This window comes from Collinsella aerofaciens (assembly GCF_040910245.1).
GTDB lineage: Bacteria > Actinomycetota > Coriobacteriia > Coriobacteriales > Coriobacteriaceae > Collinsella.
Genome location: NZ_JBDGAY010000011.1, coordinates 39,247 through 65,456 on the forward strand (window position 1 = coordinate 39,247; position 26,210 = coordinate 65,456).

General features: G+C 59.5%; 20 protein-coding genes. 9 read left to right on the forward strand and 11 right to left on the reverse strand.

Translation table 11 applies throughout. The features are described 5' to 3' along the window. Positions 1-108: 108 nt before the first annotated feature. Positions 109-1,098, forward strand: a complete 990-nt coding sequence (gene vsr, locus AB5Z20_RS05530) for a DNA mismatch endonuclease Vsr (protein WP_368156617.1) — start codon at positions 109-111, stop codon at positions 1,096-1,098. Positions 1,099-1,808: 710 nt separating this feature from the next. On the opposite strand, the gene AB5Z20_RS05535 is transcribed toward vsr, so the two are convergent. Then, on the reverse strand, positions 1,809-2,666 hold the full coding sequence (locus AB5Z20_RS05535) for a class II fructose-bisphosphate aldolase (protein ID WP_368156619.1): 858 nt from the start codon (positions 2,664-2,666) through the stop codon (positions 1,809-1,811). Positions 2,667-3,000: 334 nt separating this feature from the next. Between AB5Z20_RS05535 and AB5Z20_RS05540 the strand changes: the two genes are divergently transcribed. Continuing rightward, positions 3,001-3,804, forward strand: coding sequence for a DeoR/GlpR family DNA-binding transcription regulator (locus tag AB5Z20_RS05540; RefSeq protein ID WP_368156621.1), 804 nt, complete (start codon positions 3,001-3,003; stop codon positions 3,802-3,804). A 75-nt stretch (positions 3,805-3,879) separates the two neighbouring features. Here the strand turns inward: AB5Z20_RS05540 and AB5Z20_RS05545 are convergent, their stop codons facing one another. Continuing rightward, positions 3,880-5,040, reverse strand: a complete 1,161-nt coding sequence (locus tag AB5Z20_RS05545; RefSeq protein WP_368156623.1) for an FprA family A-type flavoprotein — start codon at positions 5,038-5,040, stop codon at positions 3,880-3,882. Positions 5,041-5,169: 129 nt separating this feature from the next. Further along, on the reverse strand, positions 5,170-6,156 hold the full coding sequence (locus AB5Z20_RS05550; protein WP_368156636.1) for a LacI family DNA-binding transcriptional regulator: 987 nt from the start codon (positions 6,154-6,156) through the stop codon (positions 5,170-5,172). Positions 6,157-6,539: 383 nt separating this feature from the next. Between AB5Z20_RS05550 and AB5Z20_RS05555 the strand changes: the two genes are divergently transcribed. From AB5Z20_RS05555 to AB5Z20_RS05565, 3 genes are all read left to right on the forward strand, one after another. Continuing rightward, a complete protein-coding gene (locus tag AB5Z20_RS05555; RefSeq protein WP_368156624.1) occupies positions 6,540-7,745 on the forward strand; it encodes a galactokinase in 1,206 nt (401 codons plus the stop codon). Next, entirely contained in the window at positions 7,736-9,364 is a 1,629-nt protein-coding gene (locus AB5Z20_RS05560; protein ID WP_368156626.1) for a UDP-glucose--hexose-1-phosphate uridylyltransferase, read from the forward strand. Before AB5Z20_RS05555 ends, AB5Z20_RS05560 begins: the two co-directional genes overlap by 10 nt. A 302-nt stretch (positions 9,365-9,666) precedes the next feature. Further along, entirely contained in the window at positions 9,667-10,968 is a 1,302-nt protein-coding gene (locus AB5Z20_RS05565) for an ATP-binding protein (RefSeq protein WP_368156628.1), read from the forward strand. 257 nt (positions 10,969-11,225) lie between these two features. Here the strand turns inward: AB5Z20_RS05565 and AB5Z20_RS05570 are convergent, their stop codons facing one another. The 7 genes from AB5Z20_RS05570 to AB5Z20_RS05600 form a co-directional block, all read right to left on the reverse strand. Next, positions 11,226-12,161 (reverse strand): hexose kinase, encoded by a 936-nt coding sequence (locus tag AB5Z20_RS05570; protein ID WP_055285435.1) that lies wholly within the window; start codon positions 12,159-12,161, stop codon positions 11,226-11,228. 56 nt (positions 12,162-12,217) lie between these two features. After that, entirely contained in the window at positions 12,218-13,099 is an 882-nt protein-coding gene (locus tag AB5Z20_RS05575; protein ID WP_368129816.1) for an aldose 1-epimerase family protein, read from the reverse strand. A 119-nt stretch (positions 13,100-13,218) separates the two neighbouring features. After that, positions 13,219-13,743 (reverse strand): galactose-6-phosphate isomerase subunit LacB, encoded by a 525-nt coding sequence (gene lacB, locus AB5Z20_RS05580; RefSeq protein WP_368156630.1) that lies wholly within the window; start codon positions 13,741-13,743, stop codon positions 13,219-13,221. 63 nt (positions 13,744-13,806) lie between these two features. After that, the gene (lacA, locus tag AB5Z20_RS05585; protein WP_006234830.1) at positions 13,807-14,235 is read right to left on the reverse strand and encodes a galactose-6-phosphate isomerase subunit LacA; all 429 of its coding nucleotides are present in this window, start codon (positions 14,233-14,235) and stop codon (positions 13,807-13,809) included. A gap of 325 nt (positions 14,236-14,560) precedes the next feature. Beyond that, complete coding sequence (locus AB5Z20_RS05590; protein WP_055252625.1) at positions 14,561-15,574, reverse strand: hypothetical protein; 1,014 nt, start codon at positions 15,572-15,574, stop codon at positions 14,561-14,563. A gap of 282 nt (positions 15,575-15,856) precedes the next feature. Beyond that, positions 15,857-16,195, reverse strand: coding sequence for a PTS lactose/cellobiose transporter subunit IIA (locus tag AB5Z20_RS05595; RefSeq protein ID WP_055252615.1), 339 nt, complete (start codon positions 16,193-16,195; stop codon positions 15,857-15,859). Between the two features lie 214 nt (positions 16,196-16,409). Further along, positions 16,410-17,414 carry a LacI family DNA-binding transcriptional regulator gene (locus tag AB5Z20_RS05600; protein WP_368129815.1) on the reverse strand — a complete coding sequence of 335 codons (1,005 nt, stop codon included), beginning with the start codon at positions 17,412-17,414 and terminating at the stop codon, positions 16,410-16,412. A 357-nt stretch (positions 17,415-17,771) separates the two neighbouring features. On the opposite strand from AB5Z20_RS05600, the gene AB5Z20_RS05605 reads away from it, so the two are divergent. Together AB5Z20_RS05605 and lacG (AB5Z20_RS05610) are read left to right on the forward strand one after the other, a co-directional pair. Beyond that, the gene (locus tag AB5Z20_RS05605; RefSeq protein WP_368129814.1) at positions 17,772-19,547 is read left to right on the forward strand and encodes a lactose/cellobiose PTS transporter subunit IIB; all 1,776 of its coding nucleotides are present in this window, start codon (positions 17,772-17,774) and stop codon (positions 19,545-19,547) included. A gap of 66 nt (positions 19,548-19,613) precedes the next feature. After that, the gene (lacG, locus tag AB5Z20_RS05610; protein ID WP_368129813.1) at positions 19,614-21,053 is read left to right on the forward strand and encodes a 6-phospho-beta-galactosidase; all 1,440 of its coding nucleotides are present in this window, start codon (positions 19,614-19,616) and stop codon (positions 21,051-21,053) included. Between the two features lie 264 nt (positions 21,054-21,317). On the opposite strand, the gene AB5Z20_RS05615 is transcribed toward lacG (AB5Z20_RS05610), so the two are convergent. Continuing rightward, positions 21,318-22,346 (reverse strand): LacI family DNA-binding transcriptional regulator, encoded by a 1,029-nt coding sequence (locus AB5Z20_RS05615; protein ID WP_055310566.1) that lies wholly within the window; start codon positions 22,344-22,346, stop codon positions 21,318-21,320. A 350-nt stretch (positions 22,347-22,696) separates the two neighbouring features. On the opposite strand from AB5Z20_RS05615, the gene lacG (AB5Z20_RS05620) reads away from it, so the two are divergent. After that, positions 22,697-24,139, forward strand: a complete 1,443-nt coding sequence (gene lacG / locus AB5Z20_RS05620; RefSeq protein WP_055310581.1) for a 6-phospho-beta-galactosidase — start codon at positions 22,697-22,699, stop codon at positions 24,137-24,139. Between the two features lie 176 nt (positions 24,140-24,315). After that, positions 24,316-26,076, forward strand: coding sequence for a PTS lactose transporter subunit IIBC (locus AB5Z20_RS05625; protein WP_006234821.1), 1,761 nt, complete (start codon positions 24,316-24,318; stop codon positions 26,074-26,076). Positions 26,077-26,210: the final 134 nt, after the last annotated feature.

Sequence of the window (26,210 nt, forward strand, 5' to 3'; positions counted from 1 at the left end):
CGCAAGAAGACGAGTCGGCTACCATCGATATGGCTTACGCTTGCCTTACCGTTGTGTAAGGTACGGGTAGCTAGCCTGTCACGTGTTGATGTTGAGAGAGGACTCCTGTTGAAGACTATTCATGTTGCCGCTGGGATCATTCGCAAGGATGGATCTGACGAGCTGCTTGCCGTGCAGCGCGGCTACGGCGACATGCGAGGACTTTGGGAGTTCCCGGGCGGCAAGCTCATGCGCGGCGAGTCGCCCGAGGACGCCGTACGCCGCGAGCTCATGGAAGAGTTGCAGGTAAAAGTCACCAATCTGCGCGATTTCTATACCGTTGAGTACGACTACCCCGATTTTCATCTCTCCATGGAGTGCTACTACTGCTCGCTGGCTAAAGAGTCTGGCGAGCCCCAGAAGCACGACCGCCAGCTCGATATCCGCTGGATTCCGCGCACCTCGCTTGCCACCGTTGAGTGGATGCCCGCCGACAAGGGACTCATTGATGCCCTAATTGAGTTGAAGGAAGACCGGCTTGAGGCCAACGGCGTTGCCAACGACGCCGAGGCCACCGCGACCGACGAGCCCGCCACCAAGCCCAAGCGCGCACCTAAGCGCCGCAGCAAAAAGCGTCCAAAGCCCGGTCTGTTGGACGGCATCGACACCTCGGACCTTTCCGCCGACGAGCGTGAACTCGTGCGCCGTCGCGCCGCTATAAAAAAGTCCATGAAGGGCAACAAGCGTGCAAACACCAAGCCCGAGCTGCTCGTACGACAGCGCCTGCGCGCCGCGGGCCTTACGGGCTATCGCTTGGAATGGAAGGTTCCCGGCAAACCCGACATCGCCTTCCCCGGGCGCAAGATCGCCATCTTCGTCAACGGCTGCTTTTGGCACCGCTGCCCCAAGTGCAACCCTAGCCAGCCCAAGCGCAACGTTGAGTTTTGGGAGGCAAAGTTCCGTCGCAACGTCGAGCGCGACCGCGCTGCCGTGGCAGCACTCACTCAAATGGGCTGGACGCCTATAACCATCTGGGAATGCGAACTCAAAAAAGACCGCATCGACGGCACGATGGAAAAGGTCATCGAGCAGGTGCGGGCCGCAGAGCCGCAGCGCTAGGAACGAGCCGTCCACACGCCCCGCACAGGCGAGCCACATCCACGCCACAAACCTTAGAAAGCCCTTAAGCCCAAAACCTTTCAAGAGTGTTACTCGATAGCTTTGACCTGCGGTTTCATCGTAACACCAAACCAGGTTAAGCCTTTCTTTAGCGCTTCTTTGCAGCAGCCGCGGCATAATACTGCCAACGCACGGGATCTAGCAGCATACCCCGTGCGCAACCTTTTGGTGGACATCGAGGAGGCCGCATAAGCATGCATTCTTCCAATGACGCAGCACAGCAGCCATCCCTAAAACATGCAGACCTTTTCTCCTTCCCCCCGACACAGAGAAACGGCCTCCTCGACTCCCCCACCACAAAAACCAAACGCTCAACCGACCAGGAACTCAACCTGCGAGCATCCTTCGAAAAGCTCCAAGCATCCCTAGACAAAACCTTCCCCAACCAAGCCCGGGCATACCAATCCCCCATCAGCAAAGAAGCCCTAACGCCCCACCCATTTCTGCCCTAACGCCACAAGGGCAATCGAGCAGGACGGCTTGGGCGGGTCCCCGTACTTAGTTTCCAAAATCATTCCGCAGCGCGAAGGCCCCCGTCGCCAACGCTTCGTAGAAGCGAGGCAACGGGGGCCTTCATGCGCGAGGACGTTTTGGAAACTAAGTACGGGGACCCGCCCAAGCCGTCCGGTGGGATCGGAGTACCCTTGCTGTTACTCTGCCTTGCCCACAGAGTTAAGGTTGGTCATGCGGATCTTAACCAGCTCGGTGATCTCACGCATACCCTCCTTGGCCGGCTTCTTGGGATCGAAGCAGGCAGGGTTCTCGGCCATGTAGGCCATGAAGCCCTTGGTGTAGGCCTGACGCAGCTCGGTGGCGTAGTTAACCTTGCAGATGCCGTTCTTCACAGCCTCGGCAACCTGCTCATCGGGCACACCGGAGGTGCCGTGCAGAACCAGCGGCACGTCGACGGCGTCGCGAATGGCCTTGACCACGGACTGCTCGATGTGCGGATCGCTCGTGTACACACCGTGGCTGGTGCCAACGCCAATAGCGAGGGAGGTGCAGCCGGTACGCTCGACGAACTCCTTGGCCTCGGCCGGATCGGTGTAGGGGCTCTCGCCCTCAACCGCGGGACCGTCGTCCTCCTTGCCGCCAACCTTACCGAGCTCAGCCTCGACGGGCACGCCCATGGCGCGGCCAGCGGCGGCGACGGACTTGGTCAGGGCGATGTTGTCCTCGAAGGACTCGTGCGAACCGTCGATCATGACAGAGGTGTAGCCCGTGCGGAAAGCCTGCATGCAGCGGTCATAGCCATCGCCGTGATCGAGGTGCAGAGCGACGGGCACGGAAGCGCGCTCGGCGGCAGCCTTGACCATGCCGTAGAAGTAGTCCAGACCAGCGGTCTTGATGGTGCCCGGGGTGGTCTGCATGATGACGGGGGACTTGGTCTCCTCGGCAGCGGCCAGAACGGCCATAACAAACTCGAGGTTCTCGACGTTGAACGCGCCGACGGCGTAGTGGCCGGCCTGAGCGTCCTTGAGCATCTTTTCGGTGGTAACAAGTGCCATGAGCGTTTGCTCCTCTCCCTCGCCCGCATCTGGACATCGGGCGTACGTGTCCGCAAGGCGTTTTACCTTGCGTTTTGCTGCGCTCATTGTATGAAATTCAGCGGCTTTGCACGTGCGAGATATTGAGCCCATGCAGGTCAATACCGTCGTTTTTGAAAAGTAAACGGAAGGAATTGGAGCCGAGTGGGCGTGTTCGATATTGAATTTTGTGCGTTCAGCGTCTTTCTTTTATAGAAAAGATAAGTAATCGAAAGGTGTTTTCTTACTCAAAAAGAAAATGAACGAAAATAGAGTCAACACAATTCCTGCAAATTTAGCCGAGAATGGAGCAGACATGGCCCAAGCTACCAACCGTGCTTTTGCCGACGAACGCCGTACCGCCATTATGGAAATGCTCGAGCATAATGCCTCGGTGCAGGTAGCAGAAATCGCCCAAACCTTTGGCGTGTCCTCCGTCACCGCCCGCGCCGACCTGGACGCGCTCGCCGAAGCAGGCAAGCTGCGCCGCACACATGGTGGTGCCGTATCGCTTCACAAGCGCCTGACCGTCTCCACGCAGGATCGCCGCATCAATGTCAACGTCGCCGCCAAGCAGGCCATCGCGCAAAGCGCCATCGAGCTCGTCAATGACGGCGATACGCTGCTCGTCGACTCGGGCACCACGGCGCTCGAGTTCGTCCGGCTCCTCGATCAGCGCGACGGCATCACCGTTATCACGGCCGACATTACCATCGCCGATTATATCGACGAGAGCATGCCCTCGGTCGATGTCGTCATGCTGGGCGGGGCACTGCGCAAAGGTCATCGCTATCTGTACGGCCCACTTACCATGCAGGCGCTCCAAATGGTCCACGCCGACCTTGCCGTCATGTGCCCTGGCGCTTTTGTTCCCGGCTGCGGCTTTACGACCGACTTTCCGCAGATGGCCGAGACCAAAGCGGCTATGGTCGGTGCCGCCCGTCAAAGCGTCGCTCTCATGGACGCCAGCAAGGTCAACGGACGCGGCATGTACCGTTTTGCCGAGCTGACCGATGTCGACACCATCGTGATGGACCGTGACCCCGATCATGCTGTCGCCACCTCAATCGCCGAGGCCACCGACAGCGACCACCCAAATCTCGTCATCGCCGGCGCTTAAACAAAAACCACCACAAAGGTGCCTGTCCCCTTTGTGGTGGCTGTGATGGTTGAGCGTCAAAAGTGAAAAATATCGCTACTTGGAAAGCTCGTCGGCGAGAACCTCGATCTGAGCGCGCGATGCGTCGTTGAGCGAACCCAGGACAGTCACCTTGTTCTGCGTCAGCGTGATGTCCTTCATGCCCTCGAGCTCCTTGGTCATAACTTTGGCAGCAGCGGGCGCCCAGGAGCCGGCCTCGACGAGTGCCACCGTTCGGTTCTGATAGGCGTGCCCGGCAAGCGTATGGATAAAGGTGCTCATGAACGGGAAGATCTCGCCCTGATAGGTAATGGAAGCGAGCACCAGACGGTCATAGCGGAACGCGTCCTCAACGGCCTCGGCCATATCGTCGCGAGCCAGGTCAAAGACGGAGACCTTCTGGCCGCGGGCCTCGAGCGCAGATGCGAGCTCCTCAACGGCAGCCTTCAGATGGCCATACACACTCGCATAGGCGATCGTGATGCCCTCGTCCTCGGGCTGGTAGCTCGACCAGGTGTTGTAAGTGTCGAGGTAGTAGCCCAGGTTCTCGGTCAGCACAGGACCATGGAGCGGGCAGATGATCTGGATATCCAGATCGGCGGCCTTCTTGAGCACGGCCTGCACGAACTTGCCGAACTTACCGACGATGCCAAAGTAGTAGCGGCGCGCTTCGCAAGCCCAGCCCTCGGGATCCTCGATGTCGTTAGCACCGAACTTGCCAAAACCGTCGGCACTAAAGAGCACCTTGTCGGTGGCCTCATAGGAGAAGAGCACCTCGGGCCAGTGCACGTTGGGGGCGCCGACAAACGTCAAGCTGTGGCCGCCCAGGTCGAGCACGTCGCCATCTTTGACGACCATCTTGCGCTCGGGGAAGTCGGTGCCAAAGTAGTTGACCATCATGCGGAAAGCGCCCATGCTGGCCACAATCTGCGCCTGGGGGTAGCGCTCCATAAAGGCGGCGATACCGGCGGAGTGATCGGGCTCCATATGATGGACAACCAGGTAGTCGGGCGTACGGCCATCAAGCACGGCCTCGAGGTTGCCGAGCCACTCGTCGACAAAGCCGGCGTCGACCGAATCGGCGACAGCGATCTTGTCGCCCAAGATAACGTAGCTGTTATATGCCATACCGTTCTCGGACACGTCGTACTGGCCCTCGAACAGGTCAATGTCGTGATCGTCGACGCCAATGTAGCGGATATCCTTGGTGATCTCCATCAGGCAAAGCCTCCTAGATAGACAAAAGAGCCCGTCTATCATAGCACTCGGCTACATCCCAACAGCTATCTACCGACATCCTTACCGATTGTTATTGATGTTCAACATATCACCGTTGACCTGCGAAAACTATGCGCGCGGTGCCGCCGTACTATGTCGAACGATGAGCTGGCCGGGAATACGGATGGCAACGGTTTTGCCCGCCGTACCCGCCTCGGGAACCGCATGCTCAAACACCTCGCGTCCGCGCTGATGTAGATCGAATCGCACGGTCGTGAGCTCGTTGTGTGCCACAAAATCATCGAGCGAATCGTCGACGCCCACCACGCTCACGTCCTCGGGCACGCGCAGACCGCTATCGCGCAGCGCTGCAATCGCGCCATTTGCCATCTGGTCGTTTGCCGCGTAAATCGCCGTCATGGTGCGATCGTGCTCGGCCAGGTACCTGCCGGCCTCGTAGCCGCTGTTGGCAGACCAGTCGCCCTCGAGCGGCTCTGCCGGCTCGATGTGTTTACGCTCGAGTGCATCCTGCCAACCGGCGCGACGAAATTGCTCGTCGACCGAGAATGACGGGCCGCCAATATAGCGAATCTGCTCGTGCCCTAGCTCAAACAGGTGATCCATAAGCAATAGCGAGCAGCCGTAATGGTCGGAATCGACCGTGGTCACCCGCGGGTGCGCGTACATGGTAACGATGACCGTGCCAATGCCCGGCAGTGGATCAAACGTCTCAAAATCGGGCGCCATGCGACTCATACCGATGATGATGCCGTCCACCGGCAATGCGGCCATACGACGCGTGGCCTCGGCAAGCGAAAACTCCTCGGTCTTGGACATCTCGACCAGCGTGATGGCACAATTATGCTCACGAGCAGCGCTGGCGATGCCGTCGATCATTGAGAGGTTGCCGAACTTGGTCACATCGTTGACGCACAGGCCGACCGAATGGTAACGGCCGTCGCGCAGCGAGCGACCGGCATAACTCGGACGAAAGCCGAGCTCTTGCATCGCGGCCTGTACGCGCTGGCGCGTCTGCTCGTTCACATTGGGCAAGCCGTTGGCAACGCGCGAGACCGTCTGCTGCGAAACGCCGGCAGCGCGGGCGACGTCGGCCATGGAGACCGGACGCGAACTGGTATCGTTGGACGGGCGCCTTGCCACAGGATCACCTTCACCCTTGCGAGATCTGAATAGCGTGAATGCCGGCCCGGGCAGAAATACATCCCGCGCCGAGGCCCGCTATCGTCGGACGCATGTTAACGTACTCTACTTTTTCTATCTGCATCTCTTCTGCTTTATAAGTCCATACGGCAGTACCGTTCACGGCTGAATTTCTACCGATTACCAGATTCTCAAAAAGTGACAAGCGATGTGTTATGAGTACGTTAACATAGCCCGTAGCGTGCGGTATTGTGAACACTTGGTTCATGCCGCTTCAAGTTGTTAACGTACTCATAACGACGCAAAACCCACCCGTGCGCGCCAAGGAAAGGACTCCCATGACCACCCCCGACGAAAAGACATTCGCCACGCTCACCAAGCTGTTCGAGGAGGAGTTTGGCCCCATCGGCGACCGCCAGGTGCTCTACGTGCACGCGCCCGGCCGTTCCGAGATCAGCGGCAACCACACCGACCACGAGGGTGGCCACGTTATCGCCGGCTCGCTCGATGTCGCCGTCGACGGCATCGCCGTGGCAACCGATTCCAACAAGGTTCGCGTAGCCGACGAGGGCTATCCCACGTTTGAAATCGCGCTCGACACGCTAGACGTTCAGGAGTCCGAGAAGGGCACGTCCGCAAGCCTCGTGCGCGGTATGGCCCACGAGGTCGCAGCCCTTGGCGTTGAGCCCAAAGGCTTCGACTTTGCCTTTACCTGCTCCGTCCCCTCGGGCGGCGGCCTTTCCAGCTCTGCCGCCGTCGAAGCCGCGTACGGTCGTGCCATGGAAACCCTCTGGGGCGCGCCCGCCATTGAGCCCGTCACGCTCGCCCAGATGAGCCAGCGCACCGAGAACAACTACTACGGCAAGCCCTGCGGTCTGATGGACCAGGCCGCCGTTTGCTTGGGCGGACTCGCCTACATGGACTTTGAGGATCAGGCCCAGCCCAAGACCCAGAAGCTCAAACTCAACTTTGAGGATCACGGCTATGCGCTCGTGCTCGTTAAGGTCGGTGCCGACCATGTGGCAGCTACCGACGACTACGCCGCCGTTCCGCGCGAGATGCAGGACGTCGCCGCCGAGTTTGGCAAGGCGCGTCTGTGCGAGGTAAACGTGGCGGACTTTGACGCCAAACTCCCCGAGCTGCGCGCCAAGCTGGGCGACCGTGCCTGCCTGCGCGCCGTTCACTACTGGTACGAAAACGGCCTAGTCGACAAGCGCTGGGCTGCCCTGAACGCCGGCGACATCGACCAGTTCCTGGTCCTGACGCGCGAGTCCGGCGCCAGCTCTGCCATGTACCTGCAGAATGTCGTTGCCAAGCTGGGCTCCGAGCAGCCCTCGATGTATGCCCTGGCACTGGCCGAGCATGTGCTCGACGGCCGCGGCGCCGTCCGTATCCACGGCGGCGGCTTCGGCGGTACCATCCAGGCCTTCGTGCCGCTCGATCTGGTCGACACCTTCATTGCCAAGATGAACGGCTGGCTGGGCGAGGGCTCTGCCCGCCACTACGCAATTTCTGACAAGGGGGCTTACGCGGCATGGCTGTAATGACTGACGTGCGCGAGGCCGCGCAGAACCTGATCGAGTACGCTATCCACCGATCGATGATCGGCCAGGACGATCGCATCTGGGCATACAACACCATTTTGGAGTGCATCGGCGCCACGGGCCCCGCACTCGACATGGCCTGGGCGCTCCAGGTCGAAAAACTCTCGCTCTTGCACCCCGATACCCTGCCCGACTTTGACCTTGAAGGCACGCTTGCCGCGCTTGCCGAGGCTGCCGTTGCCAACGGTGCCGCCGAGGACACGGTGTCGGGCCGCGACCGCATCGCCATGCGCATCATGGGCGCGCTCATGCCGAGGCCTTCGGTTGTAAACGAGGAGTTCAACGGACGTATGGGCGTCAACGAGCCCCGCGCCGCGACCGACTGGTTCTACGGCCTGTGCTGCGACGCCGGCTACGTGCGCCGTGCCGCCATCGCGCGCAACATCAAATGGAGCACCCCCACCAACTGGGGCGATCTTGAAATCACCATCAACCTGTCCAAACCCGAGAAGGACCCGCGCGATATCGCCGCGGCAGGTGCAGCCAAGAACTTGGGCGAGAAGTATCCCGCCTGCCAGCTCTGCATCGAGAACGAGGGCTACCCCGGACGCTCCGCCGCAGCCGACGGCGGCGCTCACCCCGCCCGCCAGAATCTGCGCGTTATCCCCATTGAGCTCGACGGCGAGCGCTGGGGCTTCCAATACAGCCCGTATGCGTATTTTAACGAGCACTGCATTGCCATGAGCTCCGAGCATCGCCCGATGCACGTCGACCGCAAGGGGCTGACCTGCCTGCTCGACTTTGTCGACCTGTTCCCGCACTACTTTATTGGCTCCAACGCCGACCTGCCCATCGTGGGCGGCTCGATTCTGTCGCACGACCACTTCCAGGGCGGCGCGCACGAGTTCCCCATGATGCATGCCACCGAGGTCTCGCAGTTTAGCGTGCCCGGCTTTGACCAAGTCAGCGGTACCGTGTTGCAGTGGCCGCTTTCGGTGCTGCGCCTGCGCTCGCACGACCGCGCCCAGCTGCTCGACGCTGCCGAGAAGATTATCCTCGCCTGGCGCGAGTGGACCGATGAGTCGGTGGGCATCATCGCGCACACAGCCGACGGCGTAGCGCACAACACCGTGACGCCCGTCATCCGCCGCGTCGACTCCCGCGGCAATGCCGGCGGCGAGATCTACGAGGCCTACCTGGCGCTTCGCTGCAATATCACGACCGACGAGCATCCGCTGGGCGTATTCCACCCGCATGCCGAGTACCACCACATTAAGAAGGAGAACATCGGCCTGATCGAGGTCATGGGCCTGGCCATTTTGCCGCCGCGCTTGGTTCCCGAGCTCGGCGCTGTCCGCGAGCACTTGCTGGCGGCCAAGGCCGATGCCAGCTACGACCTTGCTGGCGCGCTCGAGGGCGACGACCTTTGCCGCAGCCATGCCGCGTGGGCCGAGGACGTCTTTGCTCGCCGCGCCGACGAGCTTACGGCCGACAACGCCATCGATATCCTGCACGAGGAGGTCGGCGTGGTGTTTGGCCACGTGCTCGACAACGCCGGCGTCTTTAAGTGGGACGAAGCCGGCCGCGCCGCCCAGCAGCGCTTTATCGACTCGCTGTAGCACGCGAGCTCGAACGCACGCACTTAACAAATAGCGCCTACACGACCGCGGCGCCCGCCGGCAACATCGCCGGCGGGCGCCGTTTTCTGATGCAAGGGTAGCTAATTTGCATCAAAACAAGGAGTGTTCCAAACTGCCGGCAGAGAAGGAGCGCCCCAAGTGCCGACCTAAACCCCACATTATTCGATGGAAAAACGTGGTTACCTCCCACATTATTCGATGGAACAACGTGGTTTACTCCCACATTTTTCGATGGAAAGACCAAAACGGTCTTATACTAACCATGATCGTTAGGAGGCAGTATGCAGCGACAGCTAATGGACGAACTCATCGCTTGGAAATCTAGGGCAAACCGCAAGCCCCTCCTGCTTAAGGGGGCCCGCCAGACGGGAAAAACCTGGCTTCTTAACGAATTCGCAGGCCAGCAGTATCAAAACGTCATCCGCTTTGACTTTATGCTCGAACCGGGCGCACGTTCGCTGTTCGACGGAAGCCTTGACCCCAAACGCATCATCTCCCAGATAGAGCTCCTGCGCGGCCAGACCATAACGCCGACAGACACACTCATCATCTTCGACGAAATCCAAGAGGCACCGCGTGGCATCACCTCGCTCAAATACTTCAACGAGCTGGCGCCGGAATACCATATCGTGGCAGCCGGCTCCTATATGGGGCTCGCGCTCCGACGCGAAAACGAGTCGTTCCCCGTCGGCAAGATTGACCAGCTTACCATGCGCCCCATGGGGTTTGTCGAGTTCGTTCGTGCCGTCGATGGCGATCCGCTCGCAGATGCCATCCTTGCCGCAGACATGGACCTGCTGGCAAACGTTTCCGAAAAGCTCGAGCGCCTGCTCAAGGAATACCTCGTTGTCGGTGGCATGCCAGAAGTTGTCTCCGCTTTCGCCGCCTCCCACGATTTCATCGAGGCCCGCAGGCTTCAGCAGCAAATCATCGAAGCTTACGAATCCGATTTTGGCAAGCATGCGCCAGCCCGCATCGTCGAGCGCATGAGGCTGGTTTGGAAATCCCTTCCCGGCCAGCTCGCAAAGGAAAACAAGAAGTTCGTCTACGGTGCGCTCCGTCCCGGGGCGCGCGCACGCGATTTTGAGGAAAGCCTCCAGTGGCTCATGGACTATGGAATCGTTCATAAGGTACCACGTGTTTCCGCCCTAAGAGCACCGCTCACAAGCTACGAGGATCTCTCGGGCTTCAAGCTGTTCTGCAACGACACCGGCATCCTCGGAGCACTCTCCGGCCTCTCGCCAGCCATTGTTCTGAACGGGCCCGCTGTTTTTACGGAGTTCAAAGGCTCGCTGACCGAGCAATACGTCGCACAGGAGCTTTTGCTCCAAGGCAAAACTCCCGCGTATTGGTCATCCTCCTCCGGCAATGCAGAGACTGACTTTGCCATCGACCATGCGGGGACCGTGCTTCCGCTCGAGGTCAAGGCGGCAGAGAACCTCAAAGCAAAGAGCCTGAGGATTGCCTGCGAGAAGTTCAAGCTCGAGCGCTGCGTGAGAACATCGTTAGCGGCATATAGAGACGAGGGCACGCTCGTCAACATTCCGCTCTGGGAGATTGGGCAAATCGACAAGCTGGCATAGGCGCTGTGGAGGGGGTGTCCCGTAAGGAGTGTCCCAAACTGCCGGCAGAAAAGGAACGTCCCTATCTGCCACATTCCCGAAGCAAGGCAACGCCGATGTCTTGGCAACGGCAGCGAGCGGGCCGCATTTGAGACAAGGTGACGTGAAACGAAAGGGCGCTGACCTTCTGGTCGCGCCCTTGAAGTTGAACGTCAGATTGTCCAAATGCGGCCCGCGCAGCGTCGGTTGGTTACGGCGTTTGGTAAAACCGCGTAACCCTAAAGCTCCGTTACTTCAACGCTGTTGTAGACCTCGTCCCAGCGATCCATGACCAGGTGGCCGGTCTTGGGATCCATGGCGTTAAGCTTGCCGCAGGTATTGGCGGTCTTGAGCACCGTGACATCGTCGGCACCAGCAGCAATCGCATGCGCAAAGCCGGCGATGGTCGAGTCACCGGAACCCGTCGCGTTCACGGCCGCAATCGCGGGCGTCTTGGCGCGGAACGCACGACCCTCATGGAAGCCCACCGAACCGGCAGCGCCCATCGAAACGACAACCCAGGGAATACCGGCAAAGCGGCCATCAGCGGCGAGCGCCTCGCGCAGGGCATCGACATCATCGGTCGTAAAGGACGTACCCAGCAGGCCGTTAATCTCGGTCAGGTTGGGCTTTACGAGCTCAGGCTTAGCGTCGGACTCCAGCGCGGCCTCCAGCGATGCACCCGAGGTGTCGAGCAGCACCTTGGCGCCCGCCTCTTCGGCGATCTTAACGAGCTCGGCATAGTAGCCGGCATCGACACCACGCGGCAGCGAGCCCGAAAGCGTCACAACGTCCGCTTTCGCTGCAAGCTCGGCAAACTTGGCCGTAAAGGCCTCGAGCTCGGCCGGGGCGATCTGCGGGCCGCTCTCCAGCAGCTCGGTCTGATTGCCCTCGTGCAGAATATTCAGGCAAATGCGCGTCTCACCGGCAATGGGCACAAAGTCGTTCTTGACGCCATCGGCATCCATGAGCTCGGCCATATAGGCACCCATATGGCCGCCGAGCAGACCGGTCGCGAGCACATCGTCGCCCAACTGCAGCAGCACGCGGCTCACGTTGAGGCCCTTGCCGCCAGCGGTCTTTTCGGGCGTCACACGGTTAACATCGTCGATGATCAACTTGTCGAGCTGATAGCGCGTATCAATCGACGGGTTCATGGTAACGGTCAGAATCATATTGAACTCCTGTTTCCGGGGCACGACACGCGCGGCCCCAAACATACGATAGCTCGTTAAAGGATCTCGATCTCAAAGCCGCGGGTAACGGTCTCCCCCGGCTTGACCACCAGGCAGCCGCGCTTGTGCTCCAGAATATCGTCCTCGTCGGAACAGGTGGAGAGGCCGCCCCACGGTTCCACGGCCACAAAGTCGCCCTCGGGCTTGCTCCACACAATCAGGTACGGCATATCGGGGAACGTCAGGCGCACGCCCTTGTCCTCGGTCTTCTTGGTCAGCGTAACCACGCGGCTCTCGAGCACGTCAAAGATGGTCTCCGCGAAGTCAAAGAGTTCGTGGGTCAGCGGCAGGTCATGGCCAACCATCGGGTTCTTGCTGCGATGCTCAACATCAATCAGGCCCGTTGAGGGAACGGCAGTACAGAGCTCGGCGGCCTCGCGCTGCTCAAAACGGAGCTCGTAGTCGTCATAGGACTCGCCCTCGTCAAGCGGGCACTTAAAGCCAGGGTGACCGCCCACAAAGAACGGCATGTCCTCGGTGCCCTCATTGGTCACCTCGTACGACACGGCCACCTTTTCCGAATCGATCATGTAACGAGCAACGATCTTAAACGGATACGGGTACTGCTCGAGCAACTCGGCATGGTCGGCAGAGCTTAGGCTCAGCGCAACCATGTTGTCGCTCTGCTCCTCGAGCTTCCACTCCTGTTTGCGCGCAAAGCCGTGGCGGGCGAGCTTAACCTCGCGGCCGCCCATGGTCATTGCGTGACCGTCGCGAAGGCCGCCGCAGATCGGGAAACAAATGGGTGCCTGGCCCGACCACACCGCCGGGTCGCCCTGCCACAGGTACTCACGGCCGTTGGCCGCAATAGAAGTGAACGATCCGCCAGCCGTGCTCAACGCAATGCGGACAGAGCCGTTATCAAGAACAAACTCCATAGGAGCCTTCCCTTTCTTACGACAGCCCGCCAAGTCAGTGGGGCTGATAGCAAACCGGCCCGCGCCCCATCACAGAAACGCGAGCCGTCAACGGACTAGTTAATTACGCCGGATACCCGCTAATCGTGGTATTCGCCGCGGTCCCACTTCTCGAGGAACTCGTCAAAGAAGTGCGGGTCAGCCTGAGCCTCGGCGTCGGCCTTATTGCAGGCATCGATCTTGGCGATCAGGGCATCGTGCTCGGGGGTCTTCTCGTAGGGCTCCCCCAGGAAGGCAAGCATGATATCGGCCATCAGGAACTCGCCGGTAATCTTGCCGCCAAAGCCCACGATGTTGGCGTTGAGCTCGCGACGGGCATACAGGGCAGAGGTCATGTCGCGGACCAGGGCGCAGCGGGCGCCGGGAACCTTGTTGACGGCGTTGGTGATGCCGATGCCGGTGCCGCACAGGGCCACGCCAAAGTCGGCCTTGCCGCTGGCAACAGCCTCGCCCACGGCCTTACCGTAGATGGGATAGTGCGTACGGGTGTGGCTGTAGGTGCCGCAGTCGAGCACCTTGTAACCAGCCTGCTCCAGGCGGTCGGCCAGATAGATCTTCTCGTCCGTAACGATATGGTCGCAACCGATTGCGATGGTCTTCTTCATCAGAACGTCCTTTCGTCTGAATTCACAAGTTGAGGTAGAAGTTCGAGTTCTCGGTGGCTCTCGTTAGGCCATCTTGTTGAGCATGTCGACACGGATCTGGTGACGGCCGCCGGCGTACTGTGCACGCAGGAACTCGCGGGCGATCTTCTTGGCGACCTCGGTGCCCACAACGCCCGGGCCCATGGTGACCATGCGCGAGCCGTTGTGCTCGCGGGTCATGTAAGCGGAACGCTCGTCGGAAATGTTGGCGACGACCATGCCCTTGATCTTGACGGCGGCCATATAGGAGCCGACGCCGTACTTATCGAATGCGAAGCCCTGGGAATCCTTGTGCTCCAGCAGGTCCTTGGCAACGGCGGTCGCGGAATCGACAAAGTCCGCGGCAGGGGTCTCGGAATAGTCGACGACCTCGTGACCGTCGGCGATGAGCATCTCCTTGATAGACTCCTTCATCGACATACCGTCGGCATCGGAAGCGATTACAACCCTCATGACATCCTCCTTGAGAGATACGCAGGTGCGTAGTTTCTGTTTGGAAGTGTTGAATCGCGTTCAGGTCCGGGCATCTGAATGTGCGGTTCTTCACTGTTCATGTTTATTTGAACACATTCGAACAGTAACTGCAACAACTATTTGTTTATCTTTGTTCTTTTTTGAACAAATATCGTTCACGGATGATTGCTGACCGTTTGAGCCGGGCGCGGACGTAGCGACCACGTGTTCAACAAACAAAAGGGCGGCCAAGAACGTGTCTCGGCCGCCCTTCGGCGGTATTCCCCGGTATATACAGCTGTTTTAGCTACTCGGACTGCCCACCCTATTTGGCGTGCTTGGACGGAGCACTCAGAAAGCGGCCCGTCAAATAGTTCGCCGGGCCGGAAATATCGATCCCTAGCAGTACGTGTCCCAGCCACAGGAACGCCACGAGCACCAGCAGCGGGATAACGCACGAAGTCACGATCATCACGATGACGCCTTCGATGAGGTCGGTCACCTGCTGCACGATCTCGTCGGTCATCTGCTTGGCACCGCTGGTCACCGACGTAACAAGGCTCGAGGCCCCATCAGTCAACTGCTCGAGCACGTTTTTGGACTCTGTGGCCTCGGATTTTTTCTTATTCGATTTTGAGCTGGTCTCGGCTGACTTGTCCGTGGTGTCGGCCGCGTCCGCAGCGTCCGCAGCCTTTTGCTCAGCTTGCTCAATACTTACGCGATACGTTTCATCGACCTTCTGCGACACCCAAACGCTTGCAGGCACCAACGCCATGCCGATCACGGCAACTACCAGCACGCGTGTCGCCACACGGCGCAGGACAGCGCTCGTGCTCCAGCGCCCGTGAATGCCGAGCGACACCGCAAAGAGCACCAACGCAAACGGGATTAAGATGCCCAAGCCAACCGACCACAAAATCGTGAGCAAATATTTCTCCAGGTATAGCACGGCAAGCACGATACCAAGGTTGCCTGAAAGCTGCGCGAGCTGTTCGGCAACCGGCGTTCCCGTATCACCAGGTAGCGCGGTAATGCCCGCAGATAGCGCCACGCACGAGGTCGTGAGCGCCAGTACGTTACCCTTCTTTTGGTCGATGACCTCGATGGTGGAGTCCCAAGTTTTGGTATCGGCGAAATGCGGACGAGCTACAAAGCCCGACAGCAGCGCCAGGACCACGAGCGCAACGATAAAGCCAATCTGCAGCTTTTTGTTTGCGCACACGACATCGGACAGACTGGGCTGCAGCTCGGTTACCGCCGTGTGCTCGGTTATCTGGACAGGACGCCCATGAGCCATCTCGTGCGCATCTTTCTTTTGAATCAATCCGTTGTCCGGCATTTGGATACCTCCTCATTCCGGCCTGTATTGCGGATGGAAGTATACCCACCGAGCAAAAATCGAACGGGAGGACGAACGGAGCGCACCAAGACTGTCCCCAATGACCAGTCGTTTAAGAACGTCCAACGACTATCTCGGGATGAGTTGCGGTGGAATAGGGATTGTTTTGCGCCCGCCGGCCCCTATTCAGTCCCTATTTCACCGCAACTTGGAGGAGGACAGAAAAAGCCCTGTCGCGGGTGCGGCAGGGCTTTTGGAAGGGAACTTGGTTGTGAGGGCTCGTTAGGCGAGCTTGGCCTCGAGCTCAGCGATGCGCTTGTAGGCATCGATGGTAAAGCGGGCCTGCTTCTCCAGGATCATAGTGGTCATGAGAGTGTCCTGAGCGTGAGCCATGATGAAGGTCATCTCCATCTCGCCACCGCCGGCCTCCTGCGAAAGCAGCTTGGTCTGCGTGTCGTGGGCACCGATGAGCGCATCGCTGGCATCCTTGTGCAGCTGCTCGGCCTTCTCAAAGTCACCCTCGCGAGCAGCATCGAGCGCTGCAAGCAGATCGGTCTGGGCGTCACCTGCGTATGCGACAATCTCGAATCCAACCATCGAGATTTCTTCTTTGGTTGCCATGTTGCGTTCCTTTCACATATGAACCAATGGAGAGCATCGCGTCCGGGCATACGCGCTGCGTTGTATATGACAGAAACAATAACATTCAAACAAAATAGAACAGCTCAAAACGTAATTTCGAGCTATGAACGGTCACTTTTCGCCCGTGAACGGTTTTTAAACAAATTTAAACAATATCGAACACAGTTAGCGGCAACCCAAACAGGACCGCACCCTAACGCAAATCGCGCACCGTATCGCCCTCTACGAGCACACCGGGAATCAGCATGTGCTCCACGCCAGACGCACCCCCATCGGCGCCGGCAATCTTGTCGACCGCCCACATGCCGACGCGCTTGTTGTCAAAGCGCACCGTGGTCAGGCGACGGTCGGGCACGATATCGCCCAGGCTGTCGTCAACACCCACCACGCTCACGTCCTGGGGCACGCGCTTCCCGCGCGACTCGAGCCCACGGATGCAGCCATATGCCATGGCATCGTTGGAGGCATAAATGGCCGTACAGGTCGGATCGTCCGCCAGAGCCTGACCGGCAGCATACCCGCTCTGTGCCGTCCAATCGCCGCGCACGAGCTGCGGGGGCTCAATGCCATGCGCACGCAATGTCTCGCGCCAGCCTTCCTCGCGCCGCATGCCCGAAAGCGAGCGCTCGGGACACGAGATAAAGTGCACGGTTTTGTGCCCCCGCCCCAGCAAGTACTCGACCACCTGGCGCGAACAATCGAACTGGTCGTTATCGACCGTTGAACAGAGCGGGTGCTCCAACATCGTAACGAGCACCGTCTGCATGCCGGGCAGCGGCTCAAAAGTGCCAAAGTCCGCCGGCATGCGGTTCATAATCACGACAATACCGTCCACCGGCAGTGCGCTCATACGCGACGATGCGCTCTCGAGGGTATAGGGGTGTCCATCTACTTTAGTGAGGGTGATGGCGTAGCCGTGTTTGTCGGCGGCGGCGGCAAAGCCCTCCATACGGTCGAGGTTGCCGGTGCCGGTAATGTTGAACATGGCGACGCCGACGGTCTTAAACTTACCGCGGCGCAACGATCGACCGGCAAAATTGGGGCGATACCCCAGCTCGCGCATGGCGGCACGCACGCGCTCCTTGGTCTCGGGGCGCACACTGGGCGAATCGTGCACCGTACGCGAGACTGTCTGCTCCGAGACGCCCGCGAGACGCGCCACATCCTTAACGGAAACCGATTTTTTAACAGCGGCCATAGGTCGATCTTTCTATGTAGACGATGCCATTGGTGGCACCCTACGCAGTCATTTTTAACGCCTTCAAGTATATCCAACGCCTCCCCCACCATACGCTCACCACCCAAAACCTACCGTTCACCGACATTTTTGCTTCCCCAAACGGCTTTTGACGCCCAAATGTTAACGTTGCCATTGCGCAAACACAGAGCCACCGGGCGGCTCAAACGTTTACGCATAGGGAATCGACGGTTCGCAGGCACAGGAACCACCGGTTCGCGTCTTTTTTTGTGTCGCAAAATGGCAACGTCAACATTTTGGCAACTGAACGCCAAAAGCTACCATCGTTGCTAACCCACCGACTCTTAGGAGCATTGCATGGAGCAACTCATCGCCATCATCGAAAAGGGCCAGCCCTTTTTCAACGCGATCGCCCGCAACAAGTACCTCAAGGCGATCCGCGACGGTTTTATCTCCGTCATCCCCATCATCATCTTCTCGTCCATCTTCTGCCTGGTAGCCTCGGTTCCCAATATCTGGGGTTTCTACTGGCCCGATGACATCAACAACGCCCTATGGAAGTGCTACAACTACTCCATGGGCATCCTGGCCATCGCCTGTGCCGCCACCACGGCCAAGCACTTCGCCGACGCTCAGAACCGCGATCTGCCCAAGAACAACCAGATCAACTTCATCTCGTGCATGTGCGCGGCCATCATCGGCTTCTTGCTCCTTTCGAGCGACACGATCGCCACGGACGCTGCCAGCGGCTTCAACACCACCTACCTTGGTTCCAAAGGCCTGCTGACCGCCTTTATCGCTGCGTTTGTGACCGGCATCATCTACAAGTTCTTCATTAAGCGCAACATCACCGTCAAGATGCCCGAGCAGGTTCCGCCCAACATCTCGCAGACCTTTAAGGACATCATCCCCTTCTCCGTCTGCATCACCGTCTTTTGGGTCTTTGACATAGCCTTCCGCGCTGCTTTTGGCTTCTGCTTTGCCCAGGGCGTCATCCAGGTGTTCCAGCCCCTGTTCACCGCTGCCGACGGCTACATCGGCCTCGCTGTGATCTACGGCGCTATGAGCCTGTTCTGGTTCGTGGGCGTCCACGGCCCCTCGATCGTCGAGCCCGCCATCGCCGCCGCCCTCGTTGCCAACATGACCGACAACCTGGCTGCGTTCCAGGCCGGCCAGCACGCTTCCGCTGTCCTAACCCAGGGTGCCCAGTACTTCGTCGTCTGCATGGGCGGCACCGGCGCCACGCTCGTCCTGGTCTTTATGTTCTGCTTCCTGGCCAAGTCTCAGGAGATGCGCGCCGTCGGTAAGGCCGCCATCGTCCCCGTCTGCTTTGCCGTCAACGAGCCGCTGCTGTTCGCCGCGCCCATCGTGCTCAACCCCGTCTTCTTTGTCCCGTTTGTCTTTGCCCCGATCGCCAACATCTGGATCCTCAAGATCTTTATCGACTTCTTGGGCATGAACGGCTTTATGTACACCCTGCCTTGGACCGTCCCCGGCCCCATCGGCACCATCATGGGCCTGGGCTTCCAGCCGCTCGCTTTTGTGATGCTCGCCCTTATCCTGGTCGTCGACTTCGTTCTGTACTACCCGTTCTTCCGTGCCTATGACGCCCAGAAGTGCGCCGAGGAGGCCGAGATCTCCCAGGAGGAGCTCGCCGCCAAGAACACCGAGAAGGCCGCCAAGCTCAACGATGCCTTCCAGGGCAAGGCTGACGCCAAGAGCGTTGCCGCCGGCGCTGCTGCCGAGGCCGTGAAGGCCGACTCCCCCGCCGCTTCCGCAGCACCCGCTGCCGAGACAACGACCGCCAGCGACCTCAACGGCAAGCGCGTGCTCGTGCTCTGCCAGGGCGGCGGAACCTCGGGCCTGCTCGCCAACGCGCTGGCCAAGGCCGCCAAGGAGCGCGGCATTAACCTCGAGACCGCTGCCGAGGCCTATGGCAACCACGTGGACATGCTCCCCGACTTTGACCTGGTCGTCCTGGCCCCGCAGGCCGCAAGCTACCTGGCCGACCTGCAGAAGGACTGTGAGCGCGTGGGCAACAAGTGCGTCGCCTGCCGTGGCAAGCAGTACATCGAGCTCTCCCAGAACGGCGACAAGTCTCTCGCCTTCGTGAGTGAGCAACTTTCGAAGTAAGTAACGCCCAGGGCCAGCCGACCATCCAAGACCGGCTGGCCCTTCGATTTAGACGATTGGATCATCATGTCCGTTAATCCTGCTAGCGTCACCAACCCGCCCGCGCAGTTTCCCGAGGACTTTGTCTTTGGCGGCGCCACCGCTGCCTACCAGGTAGAGGGCGAGACCCGCACTCACGGTAAGGGCAAGGTTGCCTGGGACGACTTTCTGGAGGCCCAGGGGCGCTTCTCCCCCGATCCCGCTTCGGACTTCTACAACCAGTACCCCGTCGACCTGGAGCTGTGCGAGGAGTTCGGCATCAACGGCATTCGCCTCTCCATCGCCTGGAGCCGCATCTTCCCCAACGGCACCGGCGAAATCAACCCCGAGGGCGTCCAGTTCTACCACGATCTCTTCGCCGAGTGCCACAAGCACCACGTTGAGCCGTTCGTCACGCTGCATCACTTTGACACGCCGCTTCCCCTCTTTGAGAAGGGCGACTTCCTCAACCGCGAGACCATCGACGCCTTTGTGGACTTTGCCACTTTCTGCTTTAAGGAGTACGCCGACCAGGTGACCTACTGGTTCACCTTTAACGAGATCTGGGCCGACGCCTCCAACACCTACATCGAGGGCACCTTCCCCGGTGGCGTCAAGGCGCATCTGGCCGAGGCCTTCCAGTGCGAGCACAACATGATGCTCGCCCACGCCAAGGCCGTGCTGGCCTTCCACAACGGCGGCTTTAAGGGCAAAATCGGCGTCATCCAGTCGCTGGAGTTTAAGTACCCGCTCAACGAGAACGACCCCGCCGACATCAAAGCCGCCAACAACGAGCACGTGCTGCAAAACCAGTTTTTGCTCGACGCGACGTTCCGCGGCGAGTATGCCCCCGACACCCTCGAGTGCGCCAACCGCCTGGCTGCCGTCTCGGGCGGCACCATCGAGATCTTGGACGAGGACCTCGAGATTATGCGCGAGGCAGCGCTCTACAACGACTACCTGGGCGTTAACAACTACCAGTGCCGTTTTTTGAAGGCTTACGATGGCGAGAACGACCTGCACCACAACGGTACGGGCGAGAAGGGCACCGGCCGCTGGCGCGTTAAGGGTATTGGCGAGCATGTGAACAAGCCTGGTATCCCCACCACCGACTGGGACTGGATCATCTATCCCGAGGGCCTGTTCGATCTGCTCGTCTACATTAAGCAGCGCTACCCCAACTACAAGCAGATTTTCATCACCGAGAACGGCATGGGCTACAAGGACCCCTGCAAGGACGGTTTTGTGGACGACCAGCCGCGCATCGACTACATCGAGCAGCACCTGCGCTGGTTGCTCAAGGCCATGGAGGTGGGCGTCAACGTGGGCGGCTACTTCCTGTGGAGCCTGCAGGATCAGTTCTCCTGGACCAATGGCTACAACAAGCGTTACGGCTTCTTCTACGTTGACTTTGAAACCCAGAAGCGCACGCCCAAGGCAAGCGCATACTGGTATAAGCACGTGGCGCAGACCCGTCGTCTGGACTAGCGGCTGGCGGGGTCGCCTGCCCACATAACCTGTCCCCATTTCTCAGCCGGGGGCGGCACGTCACACGGCGCGCCGCCCCCGGTCTTTTTTGGGCGGACCGTGTCGCACGTTTGTCTCGATCTGTAACATCTAGCCGAGTTTTTTGGTCCTAGCTGTTACAGATTGAGACGAACAGAATTGCTCTTTCCGAAGAATCTAAATCTGTAACACGTAGCCCGCTTTTGACCGTCTACCTGTTACAAATCGAGACAAACGGAGTAGGACCTAACCCCGTATGTCCCTAACAGTCGAGCGTTCGACCAGCGTACTCGGCACATGAATCGCCTCGATAGACGAGCTCTCTCCAATCGCCGCCTCAAACGCAAGCTTACCGACACCGCGCAAATCAAATCGCAGCGTCGTCAGTCGATTGTGAGGAACAAGTCCCTCGAGTGCGTCGTCGATACCAACCACGCTCACGTCGTCGGGCACGGACAGGCCCGCGTTCTCGAGCGCGGCGATAACGCCCAGCGCCATCTGGTCATTTGCCGCAAGCACGGCAGTCGGCGCCTGCGACCCGCCGGCAAGCACCTCGGCCGCAATCCGCTCGCCCATGGCGTACCCACTGTCCGCACTCCAATCGCCACGCAGCATCGGAGCGGCATCGACATGAGCACGACCCAGCGTATCGCGCCAACCGGCCTCACGAAAACGCGAGGAAATCGAGTTTTCCGGACCCGCCACAAACCGCATATTCGAGTGACCATGTTCCAGCAGATAATTGGTCAACAGCTCGCACGAACCATACTGGTCGGAGTCGATCGTCGTGCAGCGCGGATGCGCATACATGGACAGGATGACCGTTCGCACTCCCGGCTGGGGAACAAACTCCTCAAAATCGGGAGCCATGCGGTTCATGTTGAGAATCATGCCGTCGACGGGTCGCTCGACCATGCGGCGCGAGGCATCGGCAAGTGTATAGGGCTTGTCGCCGCCCATCTCGATCATAGTGACGGCAAAATCGTGCTCGCGCGCCGCTTGCATGATACCCTCGAGCGTCGCCAGGTTACCGACACGTGTGATGTTGTACATGCACAGGCCAATAGAACGATACGACCCGCCGCGCAACGCCGCTCCAGCAAAATTGGGACGAAAGCCCAGCTCTTCCATGGCGGCCAGCACACGCTTGCGCGTCTTTTCCGTCACGTTGGGCATACCGTTGACCACGCGAGACACAGTCTGGCGGCTCACGCCAGCGAGCGCCGCAACCTCTGCCGCGCTCGCCGAATGACCATTCCTTGTCTGCTGAGCCATGCCTTCCACGCTAACCTGCTTCCCAACTATTCCCCGCGCCCATGGCGCATCGTACATACATCGATAACGTGCTCATGATACCCGAGCCATATACCACAACATGAAAACTTCTGTCAATCAAAACCGCTTACCGAACAAATACAACCGTTCGCGGCTGTTTGAAGTTGTTTTGTTTCTATACATCCCAGCCGGATGTTAACGTGCTCATTGTCAAATGTTCACGTGCTCATTTTGGTTCTAATCATTTTAAGATAGTGTTTATCGGGCTTTTTCACCGCTGAACGCTAACCAGGGAGCCTCCTGAGCGCAAACGCACAATATCGAACAGCGAGACGAGAGGGTGTATGCATATGTCTTTGCTAAACCGCGTACAGCAGCTGCCGAAGGGCTTTGTTTGGGGCGCCGCAACCGCCGCGTACCAAACGGAAGGTTCCACGAAGGTGGCAGGCAAGGGTAAGACCATGTGGGACGATTACCTTGTCGCCCAGGGTCGCTTTTTGCCCGACCCGGCCAGTGATTTCTACAACCGCTACGAGGAGGATATCCGCCTTTCTGCCGAGCATGGACTCAACGCCATCCGTGTGTCCATCGCCTGGACCCGCATCTTCCCCAACGGCGACGATGCCGAGCCCCTCGCCGAGGGCGTTAAGCACTACCACGAGCTGTTCGCCTGCTGCAAAAAGTATGGCGTCGAGCCCTATGTGTCCCTGCATCACTTTGACTCCCCCGCCGCCCTGTTCAACCAGGGCGACTGGCTCAACCGCAAGACCGTCGACGCCTATGTGCGCTATGCCGAGTTCTGCTTCCGCGAGTTCCGCGAGGTCAAGAATTGGTTCACCATCAACGAGCTCATCAGTCTCTCGCACTCCCAATACATCCAAGGCAACTTCCCGCCCAACCATCACTTTGATGTGACGAGCGGCATCCAGAGCCAGCACAACGAGCTCGTTGCCCACGCCCGCGCCGTCAACCTGTATAAGGATCTTGACGAGACCGAGCACCTGGGCGGACGCATTGGCATGGTCAACGTCCTGACGCCGGCATATCCTGCCACAGACTCGCCCGCCGACCAGCACGCCGCCGACCTGTACAACGCCTTCTACACCGACTTCATCATGGACGGCGCCTTCCTGGGTCACTACTCCGCGCGCACCCTCTCACTCATCAACGAGATTCTGCGTGCCAACAACGCCACGCTTACGGTTGAGGACAGCGACATGGAGGAGCTCGCCAAGGCGGCGCCCCGCAACGATATGTTCGGCCTCAACTACTATCAGTCGGCGTTTATCGCCGCCTACGATGGCGAGTCCACCAACAGCTTTAACGGCACCGGAGACAAGGGCACCTCGTGCTTTAAGTTTAAGGGCGTCGGGCAGCAGGTCGATATGCCGGGTATCCCCACCACCGACTGGGATTGGCTCATCTACCCGCAAGGCCTCTACGACACGCTCAAGCACATCAGCGCCACCTATCCCAACCTCCCCGTCATCTATATCACCGAAAACGGCCTGGGCCACAAGGACCCCGAGCCCGACGCAAACGGCATCGTCGCCGATCCCGAGCGCATCGACTTTGTCGACCAGCACATGGAGAAGGTGCTCCGGGCGCGCGCCGAGGGCGTCGACGTCCAGGGCTACTTTATCTGGAGCCTGCAGGACCAGTTCTCGTGGGCCAACGGCTATAACAAGCGCTACGGCCTGTTCTACATCGACTTCGACACGCAAAAACGCTACATCAAGCAGTCGGCACTCTGGTACAAGGAGCTCGCCGACACTATGGCGGACGCGCAGTAGCGCATCGCCTCGCTTTCCCCCGAGAAGGGAGCGGCCCTATGCGATACAAACCCAGCCGCTCCCCTCTCTCCCCCTGGGACCGACCCCGCCTGCACCCGGGCTTTTAGCAAGCGGGAGACCATATAGGTTTTCAACGTCCATGCCATTAAGATTTCATGCAAAGAGGAGCGTGAACTATGGAATCGATCGTTAAGTTCTTGGAGAAAGGTCAGCCGTACTTCGACAAGGTCTCTAAGAACATCTACCTTCAGGCCATTAAAGACGGCTTTTTGGCAGCAATGCCCATCATCCTGTCTTCTTCTGTCTTCCTGCTTATTTCGACCCTGCCGGGCGTTGTCGCCACGGTCGGCGGCTTTACGCTGCCCGACTGGTGGAACGTCGACGTCGTGAACTTCTGCAACAAGGTTTACAACTTCACGATGGGCGTCGTGGGCATCATGGTCGCCGGCACCACCGCAAGCGCGCTGACCGGCTCCAAGAACCGCCGCATGCCTGCCGGCAAGGCCATCAACGCCACGAGCACCATGGTCGCCGCCATGTGCGCTATGCTCATCTTGGCCGTTACCCAGACGAGTGCCAAGATCGACGGCGCCGATGTCTCGGTGTTCTTTACCGACAACATGGGCACCAAGGGCCTACTGAGCTCCTTTGTCGCCGCATTTGCCACGGTCAACATCTATGCCTTCTGCATTAAGCGAGACATCACCATCAAGCTGCCCAAAGAAGTCCCCGGCGCCATCGCCCAGAACTTCCGCGACATCTTCGCCTTCAGCTTCTCCATCCTGTTTGTCGCCGTCATCGACGTTATCTGCCGCACCTGCTTGGCCGTCCCGTTTGCCAACGTCATCTCCACGCTGGTGAGCCCGCTGTTCGCCGCTGCCGATTCCTACGCCGGCCTCGCCCTCATCTGGTTCATGATCCCGCTGTTCTGGTTCATGGGCATCCACGGCCCCTCGGTCGTTAAGCCTGCCCTCAACGCCGCGCTGTTTGGCAACATCACCACCAACCTCGCCACGCTGCAGGCCGGCGGTCACCCCGCCCTCGCCCTGACCGAGAACTTCGGTAACTACATCGGCGAACTCGGCGGCACCGGCGCCACGTTCATTGTCCCGATCATCTTCCTGCTCTTTATGCGCTCCAAGCAGCTCAAGGCCGTCGGCAAAGCCTCTGTCGTACCCGTGATGTTCGCCGTCAACGAACCGCTGCTGTTCGCCGCGCCCATCATCCTCAACCCGTACTTCCTGATCCCGTTCCTGTTTGCCCCCGTGGCCAACGTCCTCATTGGTAAGTTCTTCATCGACTTTTTGGGCATGAACGGCTTTATCTATGCCATGCCGTGGGCACTCCCCGGACCGATCGGCACCTTCATCGACACCAACTTCCAGCCGATCTCTCTGGTCCTGGTTGTCGTCCTGCTGGTCGTTGACTTCTTAATCTACTACCCGTTCTGCAAGGCCTACGACAACGTCCTGTGCAAGCAGGAGGCCGAGACCCTGGCCGAAGAAGAGGCCGAGGAGACCAAGGCCGTCAAGACCGCTGCCGCCCCCGCCGTTGAGGCTCCTGTTGTCGAGACCGCTTCTGCCACCGAGGCCTCCGCAGCTCCGTCCGCCCTTAAGGGCAAGGATCTGAGGGTTCTGGTTCTGTGCGCTGGCGCCGGCACCTCTGCACTGCTCGCCAACGCGCTTAAGGAAGGCGCCGACGAGCTGGGCATCGACATTACCGCCAACGCCGGTGCCTACGGCAGCCACTACGCCATCATGGACCAGTACAACGTCATCGTCCTGGCTCCGCAGGTTCGCACCTATTACAACGAGATGAAGGCCGACACCGACCGCCTGGGCATCACGCTGCTGTCGCCCAAGGGCAAACAGTACATCGACCTCACTAAGGATCCCAAGGGTGCCGTCGCCTGGATCGAGGAAAACCTCAAGGCATAAGACGCTGACGCCACCTGCCGCTCGCAGACAAAAAATGGCCCATGCATCGATGCGTGATGCGCGGGCCATTTTGTTTAGACCGCACCCGCCCTCCTGTTCATCTCAATCTGTAACATCTAGCCGAGTTTTTGGAT

What these genes read in the sequence shown, in the direction of transcription:
- AB5Z20_RS05535 (WP_368156619.1), bottom strand. Translation starts at nt 2,666, where the DNA reads ATGGCACTTGTTACCACCGAAAAGATGCTCAAGGACGCTCAGGCCGGC.
- AB5Z20_RS05540 (WP_368156621.1), top strand. Translation starts at nt 3,001, where the DNA reads ATGGCCCAAGCTACCAACCGTGCTTTTGCCGACGAACGCCGTACCGCC.
- AB5Z20_RS05545 (WP_368156623.1), bottom strand. Translation starts at nt 5,040, where the DNA reads ATGGAGATCACCAAGGATATCCGCTACATTGGCGTCGACGATCACGAC.
- AB5Z20_RS05550 (WP_368156636.1), bottom strand. Translation starts at nt 6,156, where the DNA reads ATGGCCGACGTCGCCCGCGCTGCCGGCGTTTCGCAGCAGACGGTCTCG.
- AB5Z20_RS05555 (WP_368156624.1), top strand. Translation starts at nt 6,540, where the DNA reads ATGACCACCCCCGACGAAAAGACATTCGCCACGCTCACCAAGCTGTTC.
- AB5Z20_RS05560 (WP_368156626.1), top strand. Translation starts at nt 7,736, where the DNA reads ATGGCTGTAATGACTGACGTGCGCGAGGCCGCGCAGAACCTGATCGAG.
- AB5Z20_RS05565 (WP_368156628.1), top strand. Translation starts at nt 9,667, where the DNA reads ATGCAGCGACAGCTAATGGACGAACTCATCGCTTGGAAATCTAGGGCA.
- AB5Z20_RS05570 (WP_055285435.1), bottom strand. Translation starts at nt 12,161, where the DNA reads ATGATTCTGACCGTTACCATGAACCCGTCGATTGATACGCGCTATCAG.
- AB5Z20_RS05575 (WP_368129816.1), bottom strand. Translation starts at nt 13,099, where the DNA reads ATGGAGTTTGTTCTTGATAACGGCTCTGTCCGCATTGCGTTGAGCACG.
- lacB (WP_368156630.1), bottom strand. Translation starts at nt 13,743, where the DNA reads ATGAAGAAGACCATCGCAATCGGTTGCGACCATATCGTTACGGACGAG.
- lacA (WP_006234830.1), bottom strand. Translation starts at nt 14,235, where the DNA reads ATGAGGGTTGTAATCGCTTCCGATGCCGACGGTATGTCGATGAAGGAG.
- AB5Z20_RS05590 (WP_055252625.1), bottom strand. Translation starts at nt 15,574, where the DNA reads ATGCCGGACAACGGATTGATTCAAAAGAAAGATGCGCACGAGATGGCT.
- AB5Z20_RS05595 (WP_055252615.1), bottom strand. Translation starts at nt 16,195, where the DNA reads ATGGCAACCAAAGAAGAAATCTCGATGGTTGGATTCGAGATTGTCGCA.
- AB5Z20_RS05600 (WP_368129815.1), bottom strand. Translation starts at nt 17,414, where the DNA reads ATGGCCGCTGTTAAAAAATCGGTTTCCGTTAAGGATGTGGCGCGTCTC.
- AB5Z20_RS05605 (WP_368129814.1), top strand. Translation starts at nt 17,772, where the DNA reads ATGGAGCAACTCATCGCCATCATCGAAAAGGGCCAGCCCTTTTTCAAC.
- lacG (WP_368129813.1), top strand. Translation starts at nt 19,614, where the DNA reads ATGTCCGTTAATCCTGCTAGCGTCACCAACCCGCCCGCGCAGTTTCCC.
- AB5Z20_RS05615 (WP_055310566.1), bottom strand. Translation starts at nt 22,346, where the DNA reads ATGGCTCAGCAGACAAGGAATGGTCATTCGGCGAGCGCGGCAGAGGTT.
- lacG (WP_055310581.1), top strand. Translation starts at nt 22,697, where the DNA reads ATGTCTTTGCTAAACCGCGTACAGCAGCTGCCGAAGGGCTTTGTTTGG.
- AB5Z20_RS05625 (WP_006234821.1), top strand. Translation starts at nt 24,316, where the DNA reads ATGGAATCGATCGTTAAGTTCTTGGAGAAAGGTCAGCCGTACTTCGAC.